Raw genomic sequence first — 22,329 nt, 5'->3', positions numbered from 1 at the left:
AGCCACAGGGCCAGCCATTCGGGCAAGTTGCGCCCACCGCCGGTCGAAGGGGCCGCAGTCATCGGTCTCGGGCCCGGGGGTTGATCAACTCCCGCCGGCCGCCGCCTGGTTGATGTCCGGGCTGCGCAGGATGCGCTCGCCCGCACCGTTGCGTGCCACGACGGCGAGCATCGCGCGACCCAGATTCTCGGTCGTGGTCACGTACTTGGGGGCCACCCGGCGCAGCAGCGGGTACAGCCGGGAGATCACCACGTAGAGCCTGCGATAGGTCGGGGTCCGGGACATCTCGCCGTGCGTCGCGTGGATGAAGCCGGGGCGGAACATGTACGCGCGGAACGGCATCGCGAGCAGTTCGTTCTCGGTGCGGCCCTTGACGCGGGCCCACATCGAGCGGCCGCGTTCGGTGCTGTCGGTGCCTTCGCCGGAAACGTAGACGAAGGTGAGCGCCGGGTTGGCGGGGAGGGCTCGGGCCGCGGCGAGGGTGTAGTCGTGGGTGATCCGGCGGTATTCGTCCTCGCGTTTGCCCACGGACGAGATCCCGAGGCAGAAGAAGCACGCGTCCACGGCTTCGAACTCGGGGGCGAGCGCCGAGAAGTCCGTGAAATCCGCGTGCACGATCTCGCGGAGCTTGGGGTCGGCCGTGCGGAGCGGTGCCCGGACGACCGCGGTCACGCGGGTGACGCGGTCGTCGCGCAGGCATTCGCGTAGGACGCCTTGGCCGACCATGCCGGTGGCGCCGAAGAGGAGCACGTGCACTGGGATCTCTCCTGGATAAGGGGTGGGCCGCGATGCTCGTCAACGGCCAACCGCACTCGGCCGCGAGGTCGGCGAGACGTCGGGTCAGGACCGGGTCGGCGAGCTTGGACTGGGCGTACGCGAGGTTGGGGCGGTAACGACGGATCAGAGCGGGCGGTCGCCGGTGTCGAAGGTGCCGCGGTAGATGCTGGGCGGCACCCCGAGTCGGCGTTTGAACAGGGTGCGCAGGTTGGCCGGGGTACCGAGGCCGGATTGCCGGGCCACGGCGTCCATGGGCAGGTCGGATCCCTCGAGGAGTTCGCGGGCCCGGTCGATGCGGGCGTCGAGCAGCCACTGCATGGGCGGCAGGCCGGTCTCCGCGTGGAAGCGCCGGATCAGGGTGCGCCGGGACAGCCGGGCCCGTCGGGCCATCTGATCGACGGTCAGCGGCTCGTCCAGGTGGCGTACCGCCCACGCGCGTACCTCGTCGAGGCCGCCGCCGCGCTCGGGCGGGGTGGGGTGGGCGATGAACTGCGCCTGACCACCCGCGCGATGCGGGGCCGCGACGAGGGCGCGGGCACGCTGATTGGCGACTGTGGCGCCGAGGTCGGTGCGGATGATGTGCAGGCACAGGTCGATGCCCGCCGCGACGCCGGCCGAGGTCAGCACGTCGCCCTCGTCGACGTAGAGCACCTGCGGTTCGAGAAGCACGGACGGATGGCGCCGGGCCAGTTCGGCGGCACGTTGCCAGTGGGTGGTGACGCGTCGTCCGTCCAGCAGTCCCGCGCCGGCGAGCAGGAACGCGCCGGTACAGATCGACACCATGCGGGTGCCGCGGGCGGCGGCCGCGGCGAGGGCCGTGCGCAGCGGCGGCGACGGGGGATCGGGTGGGACCAGGCCGGGCACAACGATCGTGTCCGCGTGCGCGAGGGCGTCCAGGCCGTGCTCGACGAGCAGCGCGGGCCCGCCGTGGACCGGGACGGGGCCGGGGTGCTCGGTACACACGGTGACCGCGTACGGGCTGCCCGGCCAATCACCGAACGCCTGGATCGGGATGCCGAAGTCGAGCGCCAGGACTCCGGGCTGGGCCAGCACGACGACCCGGTGCGGTCGGCAGGGCGGGGCTGGGGCGGGCATGGCACGATACTATCGAGACGTGGCAATCGTGTCACTCCCCTGGTCGGCGACCCACTGTCTACGGTCGGGGTATGAACACAGTCGCCGCCGTTCCCACCACACCGACGGCCCGCCGCGCGATCGAGTACGTCCGGGCCTGTGAATCGGCGCCGATCGCCGAACACAGCTTCCGCAGCTACCGATTCGCTGCTCTGTACGCCGCGCACCAAGGGCTGCGCCCCGGCGCGGACTTCGACCCCGACCTGCTGTTCCTCGCCTGCGCGCTGCACGACCTCGGGACGTCGTCGCACGCCGAGGGAAGGCAGCGATTCGAGGTCGAAGGGGCCGACCTGGCCGCGGCGTTCCTGACCGACAACGGGCTCGCGTCCGCCGACGTCGATCGGGTGTGGGAGGCGATCGCGCTACATACCTCGGCGGGCATCGCCGAGCGCCGCGGCGTCCTGACATACCTGACCCGCAAGGGCATCACCATCGACTTCGGCGTCGACACCGAGTGTGTCACCGATGCCCAGGCCCGGGCGATCCACGCCGAGCACCCTCGACTGCGGATGGCCGAGACTCTGGCCGAGGAGATCGTCCGGCACGCCCGGCGCGGTCCGGAGAACGCGCCTCGCTACAGCCTCCCGGGCGAACTGCTCCGCGAGCGGGGGTGGGACGGGAGCGGGCGGACACAGATGGAGGAGGCGGCGGCGAGTTCGCGGTGGGGGGCGTGAACGGGGCTGTCGGCTCCCGGTCGCGGCGTCGCGGCGGGACACGGTGCGCCGAACGACCGCGAACGGAAATCCCCGGAACGGAATCCCCATGACCACGAGCGAACGGGCGGTCCGATGACGACCTACGGTGTGCTGATCTTCGACGAGGCGGAGGAACTGGACTTCGCCGGGCCGTGGGAGGTGTTCGGTGCCTCCTCGTTGCTGCGCGGTGGGGTCGACAGCCTCGTGCTGATCGCCGAACGCCTCGATCCGGTGCGGTGCAGCCGGGGCATGCGGGTGCTGCCGGACCGCACCCTGGACGACCACCCGGACCTGGACGTACTGCTCGTCCCGGGTGGGCGCGGTGCGCGCGTGGTCCAGCCGGACAACCCGGTCGTCACAACCTGGCTGTCCCGGACGGCGGCGCGGACCGACTGGGTCGCGGGAGTGTGCACCGGTGCGTTCCTGCTGCACGCGGCGGGCCCGGCGCGCGGTCGGCGGGTGGCCACGCACCATGCCTACGAGGACGAATTGCAGGCACGCGGCGACGTCACGGTGGTGCGCGACGCGCGCTACGTCGTGGACGACACCCTGCTCACCAGCCAGGGCGTCTCGGCCGGCATCGACAGCGCCCTGTGGTTGGTCGGCCGGATCCACGGCCGCGACCACGCCCGGGACGTACGCCGATACATGCAATACGACCCGGCGCCGCCGTACCTGGCCGACGAACCACTGTGACCACGGGCGCGACGCGACCCGTTGGGGACGGCGTCCATCTTCTTTACCGGAGGTTCAGCGGGTGGTCGGTTACGGGCGGTGTCGAGGGGCGCAAGCTCATTGGTGGCACGGCTACTTCGGGGGAGTGGGAATCGGCATGGACGCACTGCTGCTTGTCGCGGTCTCGGTGGCGTTGGTCGGGGTGATCGGACTGCTCGTGGTGCTCTCGTTCGGCCGACGCGAGGGCGACTCGGGGTCGCGGGACCTGCTGCGGGTCGGAGAGGACGCCGGCAACGACCCGGTTGCGGCGGGCAATCGGGCTTCGGGCAGCACCGCCTGGATGCGTGGCGGCGGGGGCGGACTGTGAGGTGATTCCGGGTCGGGCCGCCCGAAGCGGGCGGCCCGGCATACGTCCGACGGGGGTCGCCGGGACGATCGGATGAACCCTGTGACCGCCCGGCGGCGCGCCACGTTCGAGGCCCGGGTCGGTTCACCCGTCTCGACCGCGACGAGCACCACGTCCTCGAAGCGCTCGCCGCGGACGGCCGCATCGGCTTCGCCCGGCGGTCGGGACGGCGAGTCCGGCACCGATGTTGGGCGGTCTGACGCCGGCGGGCGTCGGAAACGATCCGGAGCCGCCGTCGAGGGCAGCGATCTCTGCCCTCGAAGGCACCCTCGCGGACATGTGCCTCCCGCCACGGTTCACGAGACCATGACCTCGGCCCTCGTCGGCGTAGGAGGTCGGGTCCATGAGGCAGCGACAGGGCGAGCGGCCGGGCGCCGACGCGCACGACCACGCCGGACGCGACGGTCGCGAGCGGCCGCAGCACCGACCGACGCGGCCCCTCTCCCCCGCGCCCGCAACCCCCGGCCGGCTCACTCCCGCCACCGCGCTCGCCTTCCAGGGCTCGATCGGCAACGCCGCCGTGACCCGGATGCTCCGCGCGGATCCCGCCTCGCCCCCGCCGCTGCCCATCCAGCGCATGGACGGCGGCAACGGCGGCGCGGGGCAGCCCCCGCAACAGCCGCCCGCCGCGCAGCAGCCGACGCCCGAGCAGGTCAAGGCCGCGATCACCGCACTGGTGGACAACCCGCCCATGGTCAACTACGGCGCTCGCCGACAGGGCCGCGCGCATGGCGAGTTCTGGATGCGCTTCGCCCGCTCCAAGCAGGGCGAGGAGGCCGAGGAGACTCTGTCCGAGACCAGCGCCCTGCTCTTCGACAGCATGAAGGGCGCCCAGGAACAGGCCCGCGACGAGGACCCGGACAACGCCGCGGAGGACACCAACAACCGCGAAGTGCAAGGCATGCTGATCAACGACCGCCTGGTGTTCGCCTCGAACTACAACTCCTCGATCGACACCCTCGTGGAACGGGGGACACAGCAGGCCGGTGCGGATCCGACCCTGCAGGAGCTGCTGGAGATCGAGCAGAGCGACGAAGGACGTACCCGGGGCCTGCGCGGTCACGAGGCCGAGAACCTGCGCGCGAAGTTGTCCAGCTTTCGCCGCAAGAACGAGGCGATCCTCACCGAGCAGCGCGGCGCCGGCGAGCAGGGCCGAGGGCCGGACGCCACGGCCATGGCGCTGCGGGCCAAGACGGACTCGCCCGTCATCGTCGTGGACATCGAGGACCCGGACCTGCACACCATGCTCACCGACCGCGACCACGAGGGCCGGGTTTTCCTGCTCCGATTCGCGGCACTGGACCCCAGGACCATCACCAGGGGGAGGCACCAGGGGCAGCAGACGCAGGAGGGCTCGGTGCACGCGGAGCAGAAACTGCTCCTGGCTCTGCGCCACGCCGGCATCCACCCGCGGCGGGACGTCCGGGGGCCCATCGCGATCATGGGCAAGTACCGCCCCTGCATGGGCTGCGCGGCCGCGCTGATGTACTACCGGGAGCGGATGGGATACGCGGGTCTGAGCTTCGACGAGAACTACGGACACTACTTCCAGGGCTCCGTGGATTCCCTCTACACACACCAGCGCCACGTCATGGACCGGAACTACTACGACTATATCCGGCAGATGGTGCAAACCGACATCACCAGCACTCCCGCGATGGCGAACGAGGCTGCCCCGCAGGGAGCCCAGTTCCGGCGCGGCGGCCCCACCCTGCGCGTGCCCGGGCGCTACGCGTCGCGACAGGCCGACGTGACCCCGCCCACCAGCGACGCCGAACTCGACGACGACGGGATGTACACCCGGGTGCAGCGGCCGCTGGCGGACACCTGGACGCTGGACACGGCTCCCGCCGGGATCGGTCAGGGCTCGGCGACCCACACGATCCCGCGCCGCAAGTACGAGCGGCTCACCGATGATCAGGCCCGCGAACTCGACGGACTCTGGAACGGCACGAAGGGCGCTCCGCCCACCGACGAGAGCCGGCGGAGGGCGATAGAACTCGCGGATGAGTACAACACGCGCGACCGGATGACCCTCGAATACCTGGCGGGCGTCGTCGGCCTGCACCACGACCGCTTCGGCGGCTACATCGCCCGCTACCGCAGCGAGGGCCACTGGAAGCACGTGCCCTCGCGCTCCGGCAAGGTCGAGAGTGTGCCGAAGAACCGGAAGAAGGGCGCTCCCGAGAAGCAGTTCACCAAGGGCGGCGACCTGGACGAGGCCGGCAAGGACGTCATCAAGGGGGTGATTCGCAGCCTGCCCCGCAACTCCTGGTGCGCGGACTGGGAACGGATCCACCGCGGCGGCGCCGGCGGCGAACTCAACCCCACCCAGGCACCCGACGACCTGCTCAGGACACTCGCCCGACTCCGGCGCGACCAGGCCTACAACGTGCCGAGCATGTCCAAGTACCTGCACACGGGCGACAAGGGCGACAATCTACGCAAGGCCATCAGCCGCAAGGGCGACAAGTTGCTCGCCGCACACGAGGCGTCCACGAAGCCCGTGAAGACCGAGGACGTCGACATGGATCCGCCGCCGTCAGGCCGCCCGGCCGGATCCTCGTCCCGTCCCCGAGGCGGACAATCGCAGCGGCCTCCCACCCGTCCGGGGCCGAGCTCGCACGGCGGCCGGGCCGGGAACAGCATGGCCGAAAGCAGTGCGACCGGTGCCGGGCGCGCGCGACCGGTTCCCGAGGTCCCGGGCTACACCCTTCGCTTGGACGCGCGCAGCGGCCAGCCGTACTACCTCGACGAGGACTCCGGCTTCCACTACGCGTTCATCGACGGTCGCATGGTCCGCCTCTACGACGACGATGACATCGAGATGAGCGACGCCGGAAGGTGATGCCGTGCCGCCGGCAACGCGCCTCCGGTGGCCCGTACGGCGTCCACCACCCGCGCCCGGCACCGACCGGTCGGGAAGGTCACGGCGGCCGCCTCGGTGCGGGGTCGACCGTCGGCTACGCGGTGCCGGTGTCCACGAGAGTGGGGGTCGGGCCGCTCATCACCTTCCGTGCCTGCGCCTCCGCGGCCCTCTCCCAGCGGTCGTCGGGGTCGGAGACGGCCAGGCCGCGATGGTCGACCTCGCCGCCGACCGGGCCCTGCCGCTGCTGGAGGTAGTGGCCCAACTCGTGGGCCAGGGTGTGTTTGTCGCCCCCGTCGGAGCCCATGACCACGTGGTGGCTGGAGGTGTACGCGCGGGCGCCGACCTCGGCCGCGGAGCTTCGGGCCAACTGCCCGCTGTGCAGGCGTACTCCGGAGAAGTCGGCACCGCCGAACCGGGCCTCCATCTCCGCCCGCAGTCCGTTGCCGAGCGGTCTGCCCGGGCTGCGCAACACCTTGTGCACCAACGAACGTTGCACCGGCGGCTGTTCGGCGACGTGGCCGCAGTCGGGCCCGTGCTCGTGGCGTTCCCGCCGGATCATCCGCGCCACCGCGGCATTGCCGACCGATCGCTGCAGGTCGGCCACCCGGGCGGGGCTCGGCGCGGATCCTGGCGCGAGTCCGACGGGCCTGGATGCACCGGATCCCCTGCGCCGCTCCGGCTCGGGGGTCGAGCCCGCCGGGGTGCGCGGCCGGTCGGCGGCGGGTGTACGCATATCCGAGCCCTCCCGAATCCGAAGAGGTCCGTCGATCGCGGCGGAGCGGAGCGAGCGGCGGGCCGGCGAACGTCCTGCGATGCCTTCCTACGGCGTGGCCGGAGGCGGCGAACAGGGCCCGGCGGGCAGCCTTTCGGGCAAAGCGGGTTGCCCGTCGGATCCAATCCCAGGAACCGGTGACCCACAGGCATACGTACGACCGTGCTTGGGGAATGCCCCATCCCGAGGCGCGGTTGCGCCTCATCGACCGCGGAATCGCCGCCGGATGCCCGACGAGCCCTTGTCGGGGGCAACGACGACGACACGCGGCGACCCCACGAGAAGGCACGAGAACACGCGTCTCGGCAGGCCGATTTCGGCCGGCCTGCCGATGTCGGCTCTTCTCATGAGTGCCGGAGGAGGTTAAAACTGTCCGGTGTGACGGATGTTGTCATTGGGTTCTGCTGAGCACACCACTGACGTTGAGGACTTCATGGCACCCGGCCGCCTGCTGTCCCGTGGCGGGTGTCCCGGGCTTGGCGCAGGTCACGGCTGCCGTGACGGTCGCGTTCGCGGGAATCTGGATGGGGGTCACCCAGTGGTAGTCCTGATTGCGGAATGTCTCCAGTGCAATCGTGGTGATCTTCTGCTCGCCGAAGGAAATCGTCACCAGGCCCTCGTCGCCCTGGAAGTTCGAGACCACGATGTCCGTGATGGCAAAGACGTTTCCGTCCGGGACGCGGTATGTGCCCGCCTTGTCGGCTCCGCCGTCCGTCTGCACGTCGATGGTCGCCGAACTCTGCCGCCCGGCCCCGCCGCTCGTGCCCGTTCCGGTGCCCGAGCCGCCACTCGCGCCGGGTTTCGCCGGGCCGTTCGCGGGGGCCGTCGACTCGCCTTGGCCGACGCCCTGGCCCTCGGCGGCATTCGGCGCGGCGTTCGCCTGCTGCTCCCGGGCGTCTCGCGCCACCTCCTTCTCGGCGGCCTTGGTTCCGGCCTGTTTCGCGGTACTTCGCACCGAAGGCCGAACCAATGCGAACCAGGCGACCAGCAGGGCCAACAGCACCGCCAACAGGATCAACAGCCACTTCGGCAGCACCGGGAGCTGCACGAACTCCCCCGGCAGGGCCACCGGTTGCGCGGTGATCGCATCCCGGGAAGGCTGCTCGACGACGGCCACGCCCCCGGGCTTCGCGGCAGGCTCGGGGGAGGCTGCGGAGGCGATTCCCGACGCGGTCGCGGACGTTCCGTCGGGGCCTGCCGGGCCGACGCCCGCCACCGCTTCGACAGCCTCGACGATCCCGGCCTCGGCCTCGAACGCCCACGACCGACGCCCCGAACCAGATCAACTTCCGGGCCCGGAGCCGCAATCGCGCCTCGGCGGACTCGCCGGGCGCCAACCGCAGTCGCTCTGGCGTACACGCGAGAGCGAGTTCCTCTCCGGCCTGTCGCCCCACCAGGGCGACGTCGACGGCGGTGTTCCCCTGGTTCCGCACCGCGACGCGATACCGCCCCTCGAGCCAGCCGCGCCGGCGCCGGGGATCCAGCTCCGCGCGCAATTCCCGGAACGCCTCGACGACGACGGTGGTCTCCGGTACCACCACCGACTCCGGGTGTTCCGCCGGCAGGACGCGGACGCCCAGAGGTATCTCCCCGGCCCGCACCTCGGGCGACCTGGGCGGCGCGAGGCGGATCGTCACCTCCTCGGACGTGCCCGGGTACAGCGAGACGCGCGCGGGTTCGACGGTGCTCCACGCGGCGCAGTCGCCGACCACCTCCAGCGCGTACGCCTCGACGATGTCGCTGTCGTTGCGCACGGTCAGGGTCGTCGTCGCCTCACCGCCGGGCGACACCGTCACCGGTGGGATTTCGATTTCGGCAGGTGTGGTCACGACCCGAACGTAGGTCGCCGACCCCTCCCCACCGCAGAGACGGGAGGGCAACGGGCGGGCAGACGCGCTGCCCCCGGCGCGCACGGCCGCACTGCGCCCACCTGTCCGGCACGCGCCCACGACCGCTGACCGACGGCAGTTCGACGGGACGCCCCAACGCCCCCCACCCAGCGGCAGAACTCCAACGAACGGACACCGAGCGATGACATTCCAGGCCTCGACGTCGGAGCCACAGACCCCTCGCCCACCGCACGGCCCCGCGACGACCACGAAGATCGTGCGCGACCCCGCGCCGGCCGAGGCGCCCGGCCGCGTCTCCGTCGCCGTGTACGCGGAGGACCTCATCCTGCACACCGGCGTCGTGCAACAGCTCCGCCGGCGCCCGGAGATCAAGCTGCTCACGGACGCCGAGGCGGAGGGGGCGCAGACCTCCATCGTCGTCGTGGACACCGTCGACGACGCCACCGTGCAGCTCCTGCGCCGTCTGCAACGCAACACCTCCACCCGCACCGGACTGGTGGTCGGCGTGTTCGAGACGAGCTCGCTGCAGACGATGATCGAGTGCGGAGTAGCCGCCGTCTTACGCCGCTCCGAGGCCGACCAGGACCGGCTGGTCCACCTGGTGACGGCCATGGCGAACGGGGAGGGAGTCCTGCCGGGCGACCTACTCGGCAAGCTCCTCGACTACGTCGGCAGCCTCCAGCGCACCGTGCTCGACCCCCGAGGACTCACCCTCTCCACCCTCACCGCCCGCGAGGCCGACATGCTCCGGCTGGTCTCGGAGGGCTACGACACCGCCGAGATAGCCCGCAAGACCTCGTACTCCGAGCGCACCGTCAAGAACGTGCTGCACGACGTCTCGACCCGCCTGCAATTGCGCAACCGGGCCCACGCCGTCGGCTACGCCATGCGCCAGGGACTGATCTGACCCCGCGTCGGTGAACGGGCCCCGGGGTCGGGAGCGAACCCCGGGGCTCGTACGACGACCGCACGGGCAGCACGACGACCCGGCGAGCAGGTCGACCGGCGCGAGCGAGACGAGCACCGGGGACGGGTGCAATGAGCCGGCGCGGGTGCGATGGCCGCAAAGGGCAGCGGTACTTCCCCCGCCCCGGGTACTCCCGGCCTGTTCCACACCGGCCCGCGACCGCAAGGCTGGCCTGCGCGGACCTGTGGACGCCGGCCCGCGCGAATCCATGAGGGCCCCGGCTCGGCCCGACTGTGAGGTGGAGCGTGATCGGCACCGTTGGCTCGACCCCCGGGCGCGGCCGATTGGGTGGACTGACCGGTGTCGCCCTGCTGTTGGTCCCGTTCGCGGTGCTGGGCGTCACCTCCGCCGCGCTGCTCGCGCCGAACGCGGCGCCCCCGCCCCGGGCCGCGCGGGCCGATCTCGCGGACCCGCCGGGCACCGGGCGAATCACCTTCGCCGGCACCGAACACCGCAGCTTGGGCCGGGTATCGACCACGGAGCGCAGCGAGCCGCTCTTCGGCCCCGGCCCCGCGCACTTCGACGCGCAGTCCTCCGCACGCGGCGATCAGCTCGTCTTCACGAGCCTGCGCGACGAAGCCCGTCCGCAGGTGTACCTGCGCGACGCCGCGGGCGGCATCCGCAGGCTGACCACCGGACGCGACGCCGCACACCCCGAACTCGCCCCGGACGGACGGTCCGTGGTCTTCGAATCGGCGGAGCCCGGCGGCCCCGGCGGGGGCACCCAACACGATCTGTGGCTGGTGGGCACGGACGGAAACAACCTCCGCCGCCTCACCGACGGCCCCGCCGACGAGACCTCCCCGACCTTCTCCCCCGACGGCACCCGGCTCGCCTACTCCAGCAACGCCGACCCCGCCGCCGGCCGGCAGATCCTCGCGCGCGCCATAACCGGCGGCCCGGAGACCCGACTCAGCCACGCCCCGCCCGGCGACGCGACCGAACCGGCCTGGAATCCGGTGGACGACCCCGCGCATCGCGACCGAATCGTCTTCACCCTGGACACCGGACCGCAGACCGGACCACGCCTGTGGGAAACCACCGGAAACGGCACCGACCGCCCCCTCCTCACCGGCGGCCCGGCCGGCTGGCGCACCGAGTCGGCCGCGTGGCTGCCGGGGGGCGACGGCCTGCTCTTCCTCAGCCCCGACCAGACCTGCGGCTGCGACCCGTTCGCCAACGTCTACCGGGTCCAGGACGCCCCCGACGCCGTCCCGGACCTGGTCCTGAAGGAGAACCGCGCGGTCGACGCGCCGACCTGGCTCGGCTCGCCGACGAGCGGAACGGTCCTCGTCACCCGGACCACCGCCGACGCCTCGCACGTCGCGACCCTCCAGGACACCAGGCCCGACGGCTCGGATCCGCGCGACCTCGGATTCGCCATCCTCGAGGAGGATCCGGAGGCCGACACCAACACCGACCCGGCGCGCGACCCGCTGTTCAACCCCCGAGCGGGCTTCGACCCCTGGACCGAACGGCAGAACTACACCCCCGACGGTCGGCGGATCGTGGCGACCCGCTTCGAGGACGGCGGCAACGGCCGACGGATCGAACGCATCTGGCTCACCGACGCCGACGGCGCGAACGCCGGCGCACTGCCGCTCGCCGGACGCGGCTCCGACGATTGGGACACCGACCCCACCTTCTCCCCCGACGGCACCCTGCTCGCGTTCACCCGCACCTCCCCCGGCGGTGTCGGACCGGCCTCCGGCCCCGGCCGGATCCTGGTGGCCAACGTCGCGACCGGCGCGATCGTCGCCCGGATCGACCCGCCCGCCGGACAACCGGCCGGCTCCGACGCCCAGCCCACCTGGTCCTCGGACGGCACGACGATCGCCTTCACCCGCACTGCCGTGATCGACGGCAACGGCGGCAACAAGCACATCTGGACCGTGCCGGTGGGCGCCCTGGACCGGCAGCGCGACCTGAGCGCGACCATCTGCCCCGCCGGTTGCCAGGTCATCGACGACAGCCCCGCCTTCTCCCCCGACGGCCGTTCTCTCGCGTTCAACCGCAAGGACGGCGGCGGCCGTGTCAACGAACGCGCCGGCATCCTCCTGACCACGCCGACCGGCGCCGACTGCCGTGTCGTACTCCCGCTCGGACTGCGCGAGGACCCCACCGCCTGCGGCCGGAACCTCCCCGACACCTCCGCCACCGGTCCCTTCCAACCCCGCGACGTCGCCTGGTCGCCCGACGCGAGCCGACTGGTCCTCAGCTCCCGCCGCGCCCTCGCACCCAACTCCCCCGAGGGCCTGTCCACCCTCGACCTCGCGTCCGGCGTGCTGACCCCGTTCGCCAACGGCCTGCCCGGCCGACAGAAGGAACCGGGCTACCAGCAGTCCGTCGACCTCGCCGTCGGCGCCCCACCCACCGCCCCACCGGTCGAGATCGGCGCCACCGTCCCGCTGACCGTCACCGTGACCAACCACGGCCCCGCGGCCTCCCCGGGCACCGTCTTCACCGTCGACGCCCCACCCGGCCTCCGGCTGGACACCCTGACCTCCACGGCCGGCACCTGCGCCCCCGGCTCCCCCCAGTGCGACCTGGGCGTACTCGCGCCCGGCGCGAGCGTACGGGTGACCGCCCGACTGACCGGTGTGACCAGGGGCGACCAGCAGGTCGGCTGGTCCGTCGCCGGCGCGGTCGTGGACCCCAACCCGGGGGACAACGCGGCGCGGACCGTCGTCCCGGTGGTACCGGTGACCCCGCCCTCGTCACCACCCCCGTCCACGCCGCCCCCCTCCACCCCTCCACCCACCTCGCCGCCCCCCGCGTCTTCTCCGGCACCGCCGCCCACCACCCCGCCCGCCCCACGGCCGCCCGCGCCGCCGGCGCCCCTGGCCGGCCCCGGCGTCACGGTCACCGCACAGCCCAATCCCGGCTTCGTCGGCGGCCGGGTCGTGGTCACCTACGTCGTGCGCAACGGAAGAAACGCCCTGGCAACCGGACTTCGGCTCACCCTCGGCCTCCCCGGCGACATCCCGACCGGTCCGCTGCCGGCCGGCTGCCGCGCCGGAGTGTGCGCCCTGGGCGACCTCGCGCCCGGCGCCTCCTCCGTCCTACGCGTGGTCCTGGCACCGGATCGGGCCCTGCACACCGTCATCGACACGACGCTGACCACCACCGGTACCGACGCCGACCGCGCCGACAACACCGCCCACCTTCCGCTGGACATCCTCCAGCCGCGCATCATCGCCGTACCCCGCATCGGGAAGCCGGGATTCGTCACCTCCGTCCGCGGCGTCGATTTCCCGCCCGGCGCACCGGTCACGCTCACCTGGAAACCCGGAATCACCGCCGCCGCGACACCCGCGGCCGCCGGGACCGACTTCAGGTTCATCGCCCAACTGCTGATCCTGCCCAAGGACTCCACCGGACCGCGCGTCATCACCGCCACCGGCCCCGGATTCTCCCCGGTCAGCACACCGTTCCTGGTGGTGGCCGGCAGCATCGGCCCGCCCGACGAAGTGAGCCGCCGATGATCCACGAAGTCGACGAGGCACTAAGGCTGTTGCTCACCGAGGCCGGACTGGGCGAGAACGGCGTCGACCTCGTCTTCGACGCCCCGACCAGCGACTGGGCCGCCCGGCGCAACGCCCCGACGATCAGCGTTTTCCTGTACGACATCCGCGAGGACATCGGCCGGCGCAGGACCGGTGAGACGGAGGAACACGACGACGCCGGCCTGGTCGTCGGCCGACGTGCCCAGCCGCGCTGGTTCGACCTGACCTACCTGGTCACCGCCTGGACCAACCGCCCTCAGGACGAACACCGCCTGCTGTCCGAAGTGCTCCGCTGCCTGATCCACTCGGACATTCTGCCCACCCGCCTGCACACCGGCACCCTCGCCGAACTCGGCCTCGCCGTCCGCCTCGAGGCCGCCGGCCCCGGCGGCAACGGCCCCTCCGCCTCGGATCTGTGGTCCGCCCTCGGCGGCGACCTCAAGGCCTCCATCAACCTGCGCGTGTCCGCCCCGCTCGCCGGCGAACGTGTCCCGACGGGCCCACCGGTGACCGAGGGCCTGGTGGTGCGCACCGCCGCCGGCGCGCGGGACGTCGAGACGGGATCCGGCCGTCGGCTGCGCTACCAGGGCGTGTCCGACCCCGGCCCCGACGGCTTCGCCGCCGAACGCGAACGGCCCCTGCCCGCGGCCCGCCGGCGTCGCGGCGGTACCAGCGGATGACCCCCGACCTGCACACCCGCCCCGACGACACCGACGTCGGCCTCCGCGACCTGTGGGAACGGCTGGCCCGCGTCGAGGACCGGGTCCGACACGCCGTGGCCGCCCGCCGGGCGGTCGACCCCGATCCGGACGACCCCTATCGAGGCCAGTACCTGACCCCCGAGGCGGTCGAACGTATCCTGGACGACCCGCCGGCCATCCTGCCCGCCGCCGGCAACGGTGCCCGGTCGTCGGCGCGGCATCGGCCCACCGGCGGTCGACTCGGCCGCCTCGCCGCCGACTTCACCCTCACCGCGCTCGACGTCGAACTGCTCCTGGTGGCGATGGCGCCGGACATCGACCCGCGCTTCGAGCGCCTGTACGGCTACCTCAACGACGACCTCACCCGCCGCCGTCCGACCATCGGCCTTGCCCTGGAACTGTGCGACCTGCCGCTCGCGGGAGCGGGGCGCTTCCGCCTCTCCCCGTCCGCGCCCCTGGTCGCCGCCGGACTCGTGGAGATCGGCGACGCCGAATCACCGCTGCCGTCAAGGGTGTTGCGCGTTCCCGATCGCATCACCGCGCACCTGCTCGGCGACGACACGATCGACAGCCGACTCCTCGGCCTGGTCCACGTCGGGCGAGCCGGACCCGACCCCGATCCCGAACACACTCTCCGGGTCGGCCACGCCGTGGGCACCGGCAACGGGCTGGTCCACCTGCTCGACCGCGGCGGCGACCCGGGCCGCCTGGCCGTCGACGCGCTCGCCGCCGTCGGTCGACGCCCCTTGGTCGTGGACGTACTCGCCCTGGTCGCCACCCCGGCACCGGCACGGCTGGCCCGCGCCCTGGCCACCGAGGCCAGGCTCGACGGATCCGGCGTGGTACTGGGCCCGTTGGAAGCACTCGGCCTCGAACGAACCGGACACGGCCGACTCCTGCACGAGGTGTGCACGGCGTCCGGCGGAATGCCGCTGATCACCCACGGCAGCAAGGTCTGGGATCCCCTGTGGTCGCCGGAGAGCCCCCTGCAGTTCACCGTCACCCCGCCCTCGCCCGCACGCCGGGCCCGGCAGTGGCGGCGTGCCCTCGCCGACGCCACCGCAACCCCCGCCACTCCCGACGGACCCGACCCATCCGACCCATCCGACCCATCCAATCCGCCCGACCTGCCCGACGACGAACTCACCGATGCCGTGGTCTCGTACCGGCTCGACACCGACCAGGTCCGCAAGGCCGCCACCGTCGCCACCCGGATGGCCGAACTGGACGGACGTGCGATACGTTCGAACGATCTGCGCGCCGCCGTCCGGGCGCAGAACGGCGCGGGGCTGGAACGACTCGCCCGCCGCGTGCAACCCGCGGTCGGCTGGGACGATCTCGTCCTGCCGACCACCACCCGCCGCCAACTCGGCGAACTCGCGCTCCGCGCGCGGCACCGCGAACAGGTCCTTGGGCAATGGCGGATGCGCCCCGGCGGCGGCCGGGGGCGCGGCGTAATCGCGCTGTTCGCCGGCGAGTCCGGCACAGGCAAGACCATGTCCGCCGAGGTGGTCGCCGCCGCGCTCGGGATGGACCTGTACGTGGTGGACCTGTCCACCGTCGTGGACAAGTACATCGGCGAGACCGAGAAGAATCTCGAACGCATCTTCGTCGAGGCCGCCGAGGTGAACGGAATCCTGCTCTTCGACGAGGCGGATGCGATCTTCGGGAAACGCTCCCAGGTCAAGGACGCCCACGACCGCCACGCCAACGTCGAATCCGCCTATCTGCTACAGCGCATGGAGTCCTTCGACGGCATCGCGGTCCTGACCACCAATCTGCGCGCCAATCTCGACGAGGCGTTCACCCGACGACTCGACGTCGTCGCGGATTTCCCCATGCCCGACGCCCGGCAGCGACTCGCCCTGTGGGATCGCTGCCTGGGCCCGGAGCTGCCCCGCGACCCGGAACTCGACCTCGAATTCTGCGCGCGGCGCTTCGAGTTGGCGGGCGGTTCGATCCGCGCATGCGCGGTGACCGCCGCCTACTTGGCGGCGGAGACGGGCCGGCCGCTCACGATGGAACAGGTCGTGGCGGCGATCCTGCAGGAGTACCACAAGCTCGGCCGACTGGTCCTGGAAAGCGAGTTCGGCCCCTGGCTGGCCGGCGGTCCCGGCGGGCGGGATCCGGACGTCGCACACCGCGACGCGGGCGACCCCGTCCCGGGTCCGACCGGCCGCCCCCGCCGCTGAACCCACCCCCGGGCACGGCTCGGGCCCCCGCATGCCCCGGCCGAGTGCCCGGAAAGGCAGTGTGGTTGCCCCGGGTGCGGGACCTTGGGGCCTACGTGCAGCGGGACTTCGAGGGCAAGACTCGGCTTCGACCGAGATCCGACCCAGTGGGCCAGCCGAAGGAGCGAGCATGCCGACGTACCTCACCCCGGGCGTATACGTGGAGGAGGTGCAGTCCGGAGCGCGGCCCATCGAAGGCGTCGGAACCGCCGTGGCCGCCTTCGTAGGCTTCGCGGAGACCGGCCCCTTCCACCAGCCCACCCTGGTGACCAACTGGGACCAGTACGTCCAGACCTTCGGCACCTTCACCCCGGACACCTATCTGGCGCACGCCGTCTACGGCTACTTCGCCAACGGCGGCGGCACCGCCTACGTCGTCCGCGTCGGCGGCCCCGCCGAGGGGCCCGACAACGAACCCCAGGCCCTTCCGCCGGCACCCGTTCCCACCGCGATCGGCGGATTCCTCGTCTCGGCTCGCCCCGGAGCCGGCACCGACCTCTCCGTCGAAGTCGCCGACGTGGACGGCGAGAATCCCCCGGAGGACCGCTTCAAGCTGCTGGTCCGGCAGGACGGCACGGTGGTGGAGACCTACGAGGCCTCCACCCGCAAGAGCGTCCGGGGATACCTGGTCAACCAGGTCCGCGAGTCCAAGCTCATCGAGGTCACCGAACAGCCGGGCACGGCCCAGACCCGCCCGGAACGCCAGACCGTCGCCCTCCCGACCGCGCCCGCCGCCGCCCCGGACACCGGCGTGGCCCGCCACGACGCGGCCGAGTACGTCGGCGACGCGTCGGCCCGCACCGGATTCTCCGGCCTGGAGGCGATCGACGAGATCACCATGGTCGCCGTCCCGGATCTGATGAGCGCACACCGACGCGGCGACCTGGACGCCGAGGCCGTCAAGACCGTGCAGCTCGCGGTGATCTCGCACTGCGAGCAGATGGGCGACCGAGTCGCGATCCTGGACCCGCCGCCCGCGCTCAACGCGCAGCGGGTGCGCACGTGGCGCAACGACGACGCCGGCTTCGACTCGCGCTACGCCACCGTGTACTACCCCTGGATCAAAGTCTTCGACCCGGCCACCGGCCGCAACACACTGGTGCCGCCCAGCGGCCACGTCGCCGGCGTCTGGGCCCGCAGCGACGGCGAGCGTGGCGTGCACAAGGCCCCGGCCAACGAGGTCGTCCGCGGTGCGGTGGACCTGGAGATCCGCCTCAGCAAAGGCGAACAGGACCTGCTCAACCCGATCGGCGTCAACTGCGTCCGAGCCTTCCCCGGACGCGGCATCCGCATCTGGGGGGCACGTACCCTCTCCTCCGACCCGGCCTGGCGCTACCTCAACGTGCGGCGCCTGTTCAACTACCTGGAGGAGTCCATCCTCCTGGGCACCCAGTGGGTGGTCTTCGAACCGAACGACGACCGCCTCTGGTCGAGCATCCGACGCAACGTCACCGCGTTCCTCACCGAGGAATGGCGCCGGGGCGCGCTGTTCGGCCGCACGGCGGAGGAGGCCTTCTACGTCAGGTGCGACCGGCAGAACAACCCGCAGGAGTCGATCGACCTGGGCCGGGTCGTCTGCGAGATCGGCGTCGCACCCGTGAAACCCGCCGAGTTCGTGATCTTCCGCCTCGCCCAGTTCTCCGACAGCACCAGCCTCGTCGACGAGTGACCCGCACGACTTCCCCACCGGAAAGGTGACACAAGGCCATGGCAGAGGGCGATGCTCTTTCCACCCACGTCTTCGGCGTGCAACTGGGCGGCTATCTCGTCGAATCCATCCAGGAGATCAGCGGCTTGACCGTCGAGGAGGAGGTCGTCGAGGTCCGCCAGGTGACCGCCGAGGGCAAGCAGATCATCCGCAAACAGCCGGGCGCGCGCCAGGCCGGCGAGGTGACCATCACCCGCGGGCTCGACAAGAGCAGCGAATTCACCACCTGGATCAAGGAGACGCTGAACAACGGCGCCGTCGACACCGCCCGCCAGAACCTCACCATCGAGATCAAGGACTCCACGGGCGAGACGGTTCGACGCATCCAGCTCATGCAGGGATGGGCCAGCAAATGGGAGGGCCCCTCGCTCAAGGCGGGCGAATCCAGCGCCGCCACCGAGGCCGTCACCATCACCTTCGAGGAGATCGTGGTCGAATGAGGCGCAGAACGGTCACCGCCGGCGGCCTGGACGACATCCTCGAGGCCACCGCGCCCACCGAGTCGCATGCCGCGCCCGCACCCGTGCCGAGCCGCGAACGCCACGAACTGCGCACCGAGTTCGAGTTCGAGCTGCCGCGCGGCTACCTCGACGACGACGGCACGCTGCACCGGAACGGCTCGATGCGGCTGGCCACCGCACGGGACGAACTGCGCCCGCAGATCGACCTGCGGGTGAAGGAGAACCCGGCGTACCTGAGCGTTGTGCTGCTCAGCCAGGTGATCACCCGACTGGGCACGGTCACCGACGTGCACGCCGGCGTCGTAGAGCGCATGTACGCCACCGACGTGGCCTTCCTCCAGGACTTCTACCGACGGATCAACAGCGAGGGCCACACTCACGCGGCGGTGACCTGCCCGCTGTGCCACGGTTCGTTCGAGGTGGACCTCTCGGGTGGGCGCCTGGGGGAATCGTGACGTACGCGCTTCCTCGACTGCGAGAGGAAATCGCGTACATCGCCTACCACTTCCACTGGCAACGCGAGGACATCCTCGACCTCACCCACGGCGAACGACAGCAGTGGGTCCGGGAGATCGCGCGGATCAACACCCGCGTCAACGAAGGCGGGTGAACACGTGGGGTTGGCGGATCGACTCCGGCGGCGGGAACGCCGTGCGGCCCGGGCGGCTCTGCCGGACGCGGTCGGCGTCCCGACGGACGACGAACCGGTGGAAGGCCCGTCAGCGGAGCTGCACTCGGCCGCCGGCGACTGGGACGGTGGTTGGCGGCGGGTCACACCACCGGTGGTGACCACGGCGCGCTCCTCGATCGCGGTCAGCGACGGGCTCCGATTCCGGTCACGGCTCGCCTCCTGGCAGAACCCGGCGTCGGCCGGCGAACTGGGGCACGCGGTACTGCCGTCGGCACCGGCGGGGCTCATTCACGGGGTGGTCCGACCGGGCGTGGCATCGCGGACGATGTCCGAGGGTGGCCCCCTGCTGCTGCGGGTTGCCCGACCGGAGGCGGAAGCGGAGCCCGGGCCCAACACCGGGCCTGGGCCTGGGCATGGGCCTGGGCGGACGGCAACCGGCACGGGCGGCCGTAGGACCGAAGTCCCGCCAGGGTCCGTTCGGAAACCGACCTCCACCGCCTCGGGCGGCGGATCGCCCGTGCAGCGACTGGTCGTGGATCCCGCGACGCCGGAGAACGGCCCTGACGGGCCGAACAGCTCGAACGGTTCGAACGACGTTGAGGCAACCGGTGGGCTCTCGCCCGAGGTTTCCCCGCTCGCTCGGCCCGCCGCCGTACGCCCGCATCGGGTCCGCCCGTCCTTGGTCGTGGCCCGGCGGCCGGCAATGACCCTGCGTCGGGTGGCGGCGATCCCCATGCAGGCCGGCAATACACCCGACGCAGGTGTGGCGGTGCCGGGAAAGGCGGACGTCGCGCCGCCGGCCACCCCGGACAGCGGAACGGCCACCAACGCGAGGGGCGACGGGTCGGGAGAATCACCCCGTCCGCCCGGACGCGCCTCCGCGCGACGGCCCGCGACCGTACGCCCGGCACTGGGCACACCGATGCACGAACTTCCCACCGGGGCCGCGCTGTTCCCAGCGGCGAGCGAACCGATCGGACCCCGCCCCGGGGCGTCCGGACAGGGTGGCGCCGCGATGCCCATGGTGCAGCGGCAGGCAACCCACGACGCCCCGACGCCAACCACTGCGCCAAAGCCGGCGCAGCACGCCCACCGGTCACGCGTACGTCCGCCACAGTCGTCACCGGATCGGGAACCGGCACCACATCAGCCGTCGGATAAGCCATCGCCATCGCCCGCCCTCACCCAGGACCGGAGCGGCGAATCAGCCCCCGTCCGACCCGCGGCCGGCTCGCGGCGGCCCGACACCGACGCGACCTCGCCCCGGTCCCGGACCCGAATGGGAATCGGCGCCCCGCTCACAGCACTTCCGCCTACGGCCGGATCCACACTGCCGGGGGCCGCGCCACTGCTCGGTGCCGGCCGAAGCGCACAGATCCCGGCGAAACCCGTCGGCCACCGGAATCCGGTACCTCCGCAGGAGTCGCACACCGCGGCCGGGCCGATGTCGACCCGGGCCGGCGCATCGCCGCCGATGCCGGTGCGTACGCCCGACATCGCCTCGGAGCCCGGGAAATCCACCTCGTCGGTCCCGAGCATGCAACGCGCCGTCGAATCGGGACCAGCGACCCGCAGCGCTCCCGCCGATCGTCTCCCGGCCGGCAGCACGACCGTCGCACCGCCACGCTCGGCCGGCGGAGCCCCCGGGCCAGGAACGGACCCGAAGGCGGGGGAAGGCGTCACGACTTCGCCCACCGCGTCACGACCGCCCGTGGTGGTCGCCCGTCGCCTCCCCTCGGCGCACCGCTCCCTCCCGAAGTCCGCGGCCGACAACGACAGCGGCCACGGCCGCGCTCACGGCTCCCCCTCGGTCACCGGCCGGCGCTTCCGGTCGCTGCTCTCCGGTCGACCCTTGAGCGTCAACACCGGTGCGGGCAGCGGCTTTTCCGCGCCTCAGCCGACGTCCGGCGGCGGCCGGCCGGCAGTGCCGGTCACCTGGCGACGCGACGTCGACGCCGTACCGACAACGACGTCGCGGCAACCGTCGTCCGAGCGCGGCGACACGGCCGGGAGCGGCGGCCTGTTCGCCGATGCCGAGTCGGGCCGACCGGCAGACGCGCGCAGGAACCCCGCGTCCGGAAGCAAACCGCGTCGACGCTTCGCAATCCGGCCACGGACGATCCCGACGCCGCCCGGCGCCTCCGACCCGACGTTCCGGGTGCTCCCGGCGGCTCGTACAGACACCGGCGGGCGCACCGGCCCCACCGCGCCGACGACGAACACAGACACCCGTACCGGCATGGCAGGCCGTCGATCCACACACACCGCCGGTGCAACAGGTCGCCCGCACACCACGCGCAACACACCGAGCACGCCACTCCCCACGGTTCAACGCGCGACCGATACCCGGGCGACCCATACCGCTTCGGACCCCTCCACCCACATCGTCCCGACCGTCCGTCCGCATCCCCCGGCCCTGCCGGGCCCGCTCACCGGCGCGCCCCTCTCGCCCCACCCCTCCCCGCCCCTGGCCGCCGACGTCGTGCGCCCGCCATCGACCGCGCCCACACCGTCCCTGTTCGCGCACCCGCAACCCTTGGCGGTCCGCACCGTCCAGCGCACCCCGCCCGCAGGCAACGCCGCGGTCCTGCCCACGACACCATCCCCGACGCCCGGCACCGCACCCACACCACGGTCCCTCGCCGAGCGAACCGCCGCCGAACCGGGCGTCACCGGTATCCCGGTCACCACCACCCCCGCCCGATCCCGAACCGCCTCCGCCACGACCACCTCCACCGGTACCCGGGCCTCGGCGGAGGAGGCAAAGCCCAAACCGCTCCCCACCCCGGATCTGGAGGACCTGGCCCGACGCCTCGTCGAACCGCTGAGCCGACTCCTCCGTGCCGACCTTCGCCGAGGGCGCGAACGCGCCGGGCGCCCCTACGACAACCGACGCTGACCTCACAGGGCACGAACGAACCCGGTTCCCGCGTCGCGAGAAAGGCA

At 72.2% G+C, this 22,329-nt stretch carries 16 protein-coding genes and 1 pseudogene; 13 read left to right on the top strand and 4 right to left on the bottom strand.

Annotated features, from left to right (window positions below):
* Positions 1-84 precede the first annotated feature (84 nt).
* Together ACIBSV_RS10025 and ACIBSV_RS10020 are read right to left on the bottom strand one after the other, a co-directional pair.
* Positions 85-756 (bottom strand): NAD(P)H-binding protein, encoded by a 672-nt coding sequence (locus ACIBSV_RS10025; RefSeq protein ID WP_395861181.1) that lies wholly within the window; start codon positions 754-756, stop codon positions 85-87.
* Between the two features lie 144 nt (positions 757-900).
* Entirely contained in the window at positions 901-1,872 is a 972-nt protein-coding gene (locus ACIBSV_RS10020) for a GlxA family transcriptional regulator (RefSeq protein WP_395861179.1), read from the bottom strand.
* 71 nt (positions 1,873-1,943) lie between these two features.
* On the opposite strand from ACIBSV_RS10020, the gene ACIBSV_RS10015 reads away from it, so the two are divergent.
* From ACIBSV_RS10015 to ACIBSV_RS10000, 4 genes are all read left to right on the top strand, one after another.
* Entirely contained in the window at positions 1,944-2,585 is a 642-nt protein-coding gene (locus ACIBSV_RS10015; RefSeq protein WP_395861177.1) for an HD domain-containing protein, read from the top strand.
* 114 nt (positions 2,586-2,699) lie between these two features.
* Positions 2,700-3,302 (top strand): DJ-1/PfpI family protein, encoded by a 603-nt coding sequence (locus ACIBSV_RS10010; protein WP_395861175.1) that lies wholly within the window; start codon positions 2,700-2,702, stop codon positions 3,300-3,302.
* Positions 3,303-3,438: 136 nt separating this feature from the next.
* Complete coding sequence (locus ACIBSV_RS10005) at positions 3,439-3,648, top strand: hypothetical protein (RefSeq protein ID WP_395861173.1); 210 nt, start codon at positions 3,439-3,441, stop codon at positions 3,646-3,648.
* Between the two features lie 382 nt (positions 3,649-4,030).
* Positions 4,031-6,535: a hypothetical protein gene (locus tag ACIBSV_RS10000; RefSeq protein ID WP_395861171.1), complete on the top strand. Its 2,505-nt coding sequence runs from the start codon at positions 4,031-4,033 to the stop codon at positions 6,533-6,535.
* A gap of 115 nt (positions 6,536-6,650) precedes the next feature.
* Here the strand turns inward: ACIBSV_RS10000 and ACIBSV_RS09995 are convergent, their stop codons facing one another.
* Positions 6,651-7,160 (bottom strand): DUF4157 domain-containing protein, encoded by a 510-nt coding sequence (locus ACIBSV_RS09995; RefSeq protein ID WP_395861169.1) that lies wholly within the window; start codon positions 7,158-7,160, stop codon positions 6,651-6,653.
* Between the two features lie 559 nt (positions 7,161-7,719).
* Positions 7,720-9,157 (bottom strand): annotated as a pseudogene (locus ACIBSV_RS09990) (hydrolytic protein).
* A 202-nt stretch (positions 9,158-9,359) separates the two neighbouring features.
* Between ACIBSV_RS09990 and ACIBSV_RS09985 the strand changes: the two are divergent.
* The 9 genes from ACIBSV_RS09985 to ACIBSV_RS09945 all read left to right on the top strand — a co-directional run bounded on the left by ACIBSV_RS09985 (position 9,360) and on the right by ACIBSV_RS09945 (position 22,282).
* Positions 9,360-10,085, top strand: coding sequence for a response regulator transcription factor (locus ACIBSV_RS09985; protein ID WP_395861167.1), 726 nt, complete (start codon positions 9,360-9,362; stop codon positions 10,083-10,085).
* A 305-nt stretch (positions 10,086-10,390) separates the two neighbouring features.
* Positions 10,391-13,630: a hypothetical protein gene (locus ACIBSV_RS09980; RefSeq protein ID WP_395861165.1), complete on the top strand. Its 3,240-nt coding sequence runs from the start codon at positions 10,391-10,393 to the stop codon at positions 13,628-13,630.
* Positions 13,627-14,331, top strand: a complete 705-nt coding sequence (locus ACIBSV_RS09975) for a DUF4255 domain-containing protein (protein WP_395861163.1) — start codon at positions 13,627-13,629, stop codon at positions 14,329-14,331. Before ACIBSV_RS09980 ends, ACIBSV_RS09975 begins: the two co-directional genes overlap by 4 nt.
* Entirely contained in the window at positions 14,328-16,544 is a 2,217-nt protein-coding gene (locus tag ACIBSV_RS09970) for an ATP-binding protein (RefSeq protein WP_395861161.1), read from the top strand. Before ACIBSV_RS09975 ends, ACIBSV_RS09970 begins: the two co-directional genes overlap by 4 nt.
* Positions 16,545-16,713: 169 nt before the next feature.
* Positions 16,714-18,252, top strand: coding sequence for a phage tail sheath family protein (locus tag ACIBSV_RS09965; RefSeq protein WP_395861159.1), 1,539 nt, complete (start codon positions 16,714-16,716; stop codon positions 18,250-18,252).
* Positions 18,253-18,290: 38 nt separating this feature from the next.
* Positions 18,291-18,731, top strand: coding sequence for a phage tail protein (locus ACIBSV_RS09960; RefSeq protein WP_395861157.1), 441 nt, complete (start codon positions 18,291-18,293; stop codon positions 18,729-18,731).
* Entirely contained in the window at positions 18,728-19,207 is a 480-nt protein-coding gene (locus ACIBSV_RS09955) for a hypothetical protein (RefSeq protein ID WP_395861155.1), read from the top strand. Before ACIBSV_RS09960 ends, ACIBSV_RS09955 begins: the two co-directional genes overlap by 4 nt.
* On the top strand, positions 19,204-19,362 hold the full coding sequence (locus ACIBSV_RS09950; protein ID WP_228387052.1) for a DUF6760 family protein: 159 nt from the start codon (positions 19,204-19,206) through the stop codon (positions 19,360-19,362). Before ACIBSV_RS09955 ends, ACIBSV_RS09950 begins: the two co-directional genes overlap by 4 nt.
* 2,557 nt (positions 19,363-21,919) lie before the next feature.
* Positions 21,920-22,282, top strand: a complete 363-nt coding sequence (locus tag ACIBSV_RS09945) for a hypothetical protein (protein WP_395861153.1) — start codon at positions 21,920-21,922, stop codon at positions 22,280-22,282.
* The last annotated feature ends 47 nt before the right edge of the window (positions 22,283-22,329 follow it).

This window comes from Embleya sp. NPDC050154, from assembly GCF_044460165.1.
Taxonomy (GTDB): Bacteria; Actinomycetota; Actinomycetes; order Streptomycetales; family Streptomycetaceae; genus Embleya.
This window is presented reverse-complemented; position numbering and strand designations above follow the sequence as displayed.

What these genes read in the sequence shown, in the direction of transcription:
- ACIBSV_RS10020 (WP_395861179.1), bottom strand. Translation starts at nt 1,872, where the DNA reads ATGCCCGCCCCAGCCCCGCCCTGCCGACCGCACCGGGTCGTCGTGCTG.
- ACIBSV_RS09965 (WP_395861159.1), top strand. Translation starts at nt 16,714, where the DNA reads ATGCCGACGTACCTCACCCCGGGCGTATACGTGGAGGAGGTGCAGTCC.
- ACIBSV_RS10000 (WP_395861171.1), top strand. Translation starts at nt 4,031, where the DNA reads ATGAGGCAGCGACAGGGCGAGCGGCCGGGCGCCGACGCGCACGACCAC.
- ACIBSV_RS10010 (WP_395861175.1), top strand. Translation starts at nt 2,700, where the DNA reads ATGACGACCTACGGTGTGCTGATCTTCGACGAGGCGGAGGAACTGGAC.
- ACIBSV_RS09970 (WP_395861161.1), top strand. Translation starts at nt 14,328, where the DNA reads ATGACCCCCGACCTGCACACCCGCCCCGACGACACCGACGTCGGCCTC.
- ACIBSV_RS10005 (WP_395861173.1), top strand. Translation starts at nt 3,439, where the DNA reads ATGGACGCACTGCTGCTTGTCGCGGTCTCGGTGGCGTTGGTCGGGGTG.
- ACIBSV_RS10015 (WP_395861177.1), top strand. Translation starts at nt 1,944, where the DNA reads ATGAACACAGTCGCCGCCGTTCCCACCACACCGACGGCCCGCCGCGCG.
- ACIBSV_RS09955 (WP_395861155.1), top strand. Translation starts at nt 18,728, where the DNA reads ATGAGGCGCAGAACGGTCACCGCCGGCGGCCTGGACGACATCCTCGAG.
- ACIBSV_RS09975 (WP_395861163.1), top strand. Translation starts at nt 13,627, where the DNA reads ATGATCCACGAAGTCGACGAGGCACTAAGGCTGTTGCTCACCGAGGCC.
- ACIBSV_RS09985 (WP_395861167.1), top strand. Translation starts at nt 9,360, where the DNA reads ATGACATTCCAGGCCTCGACGTCGGAGCCACAGACCCCTCGCCCACCG.
- ACIBSV_RS09960 (WP_395861157.1), top strand. Translation starts at nt 18,291, where the DNA reads ATGGCAGAGGGCGATGCTCTTTCCACCCACGTCTTCGGCGTGCAACTG.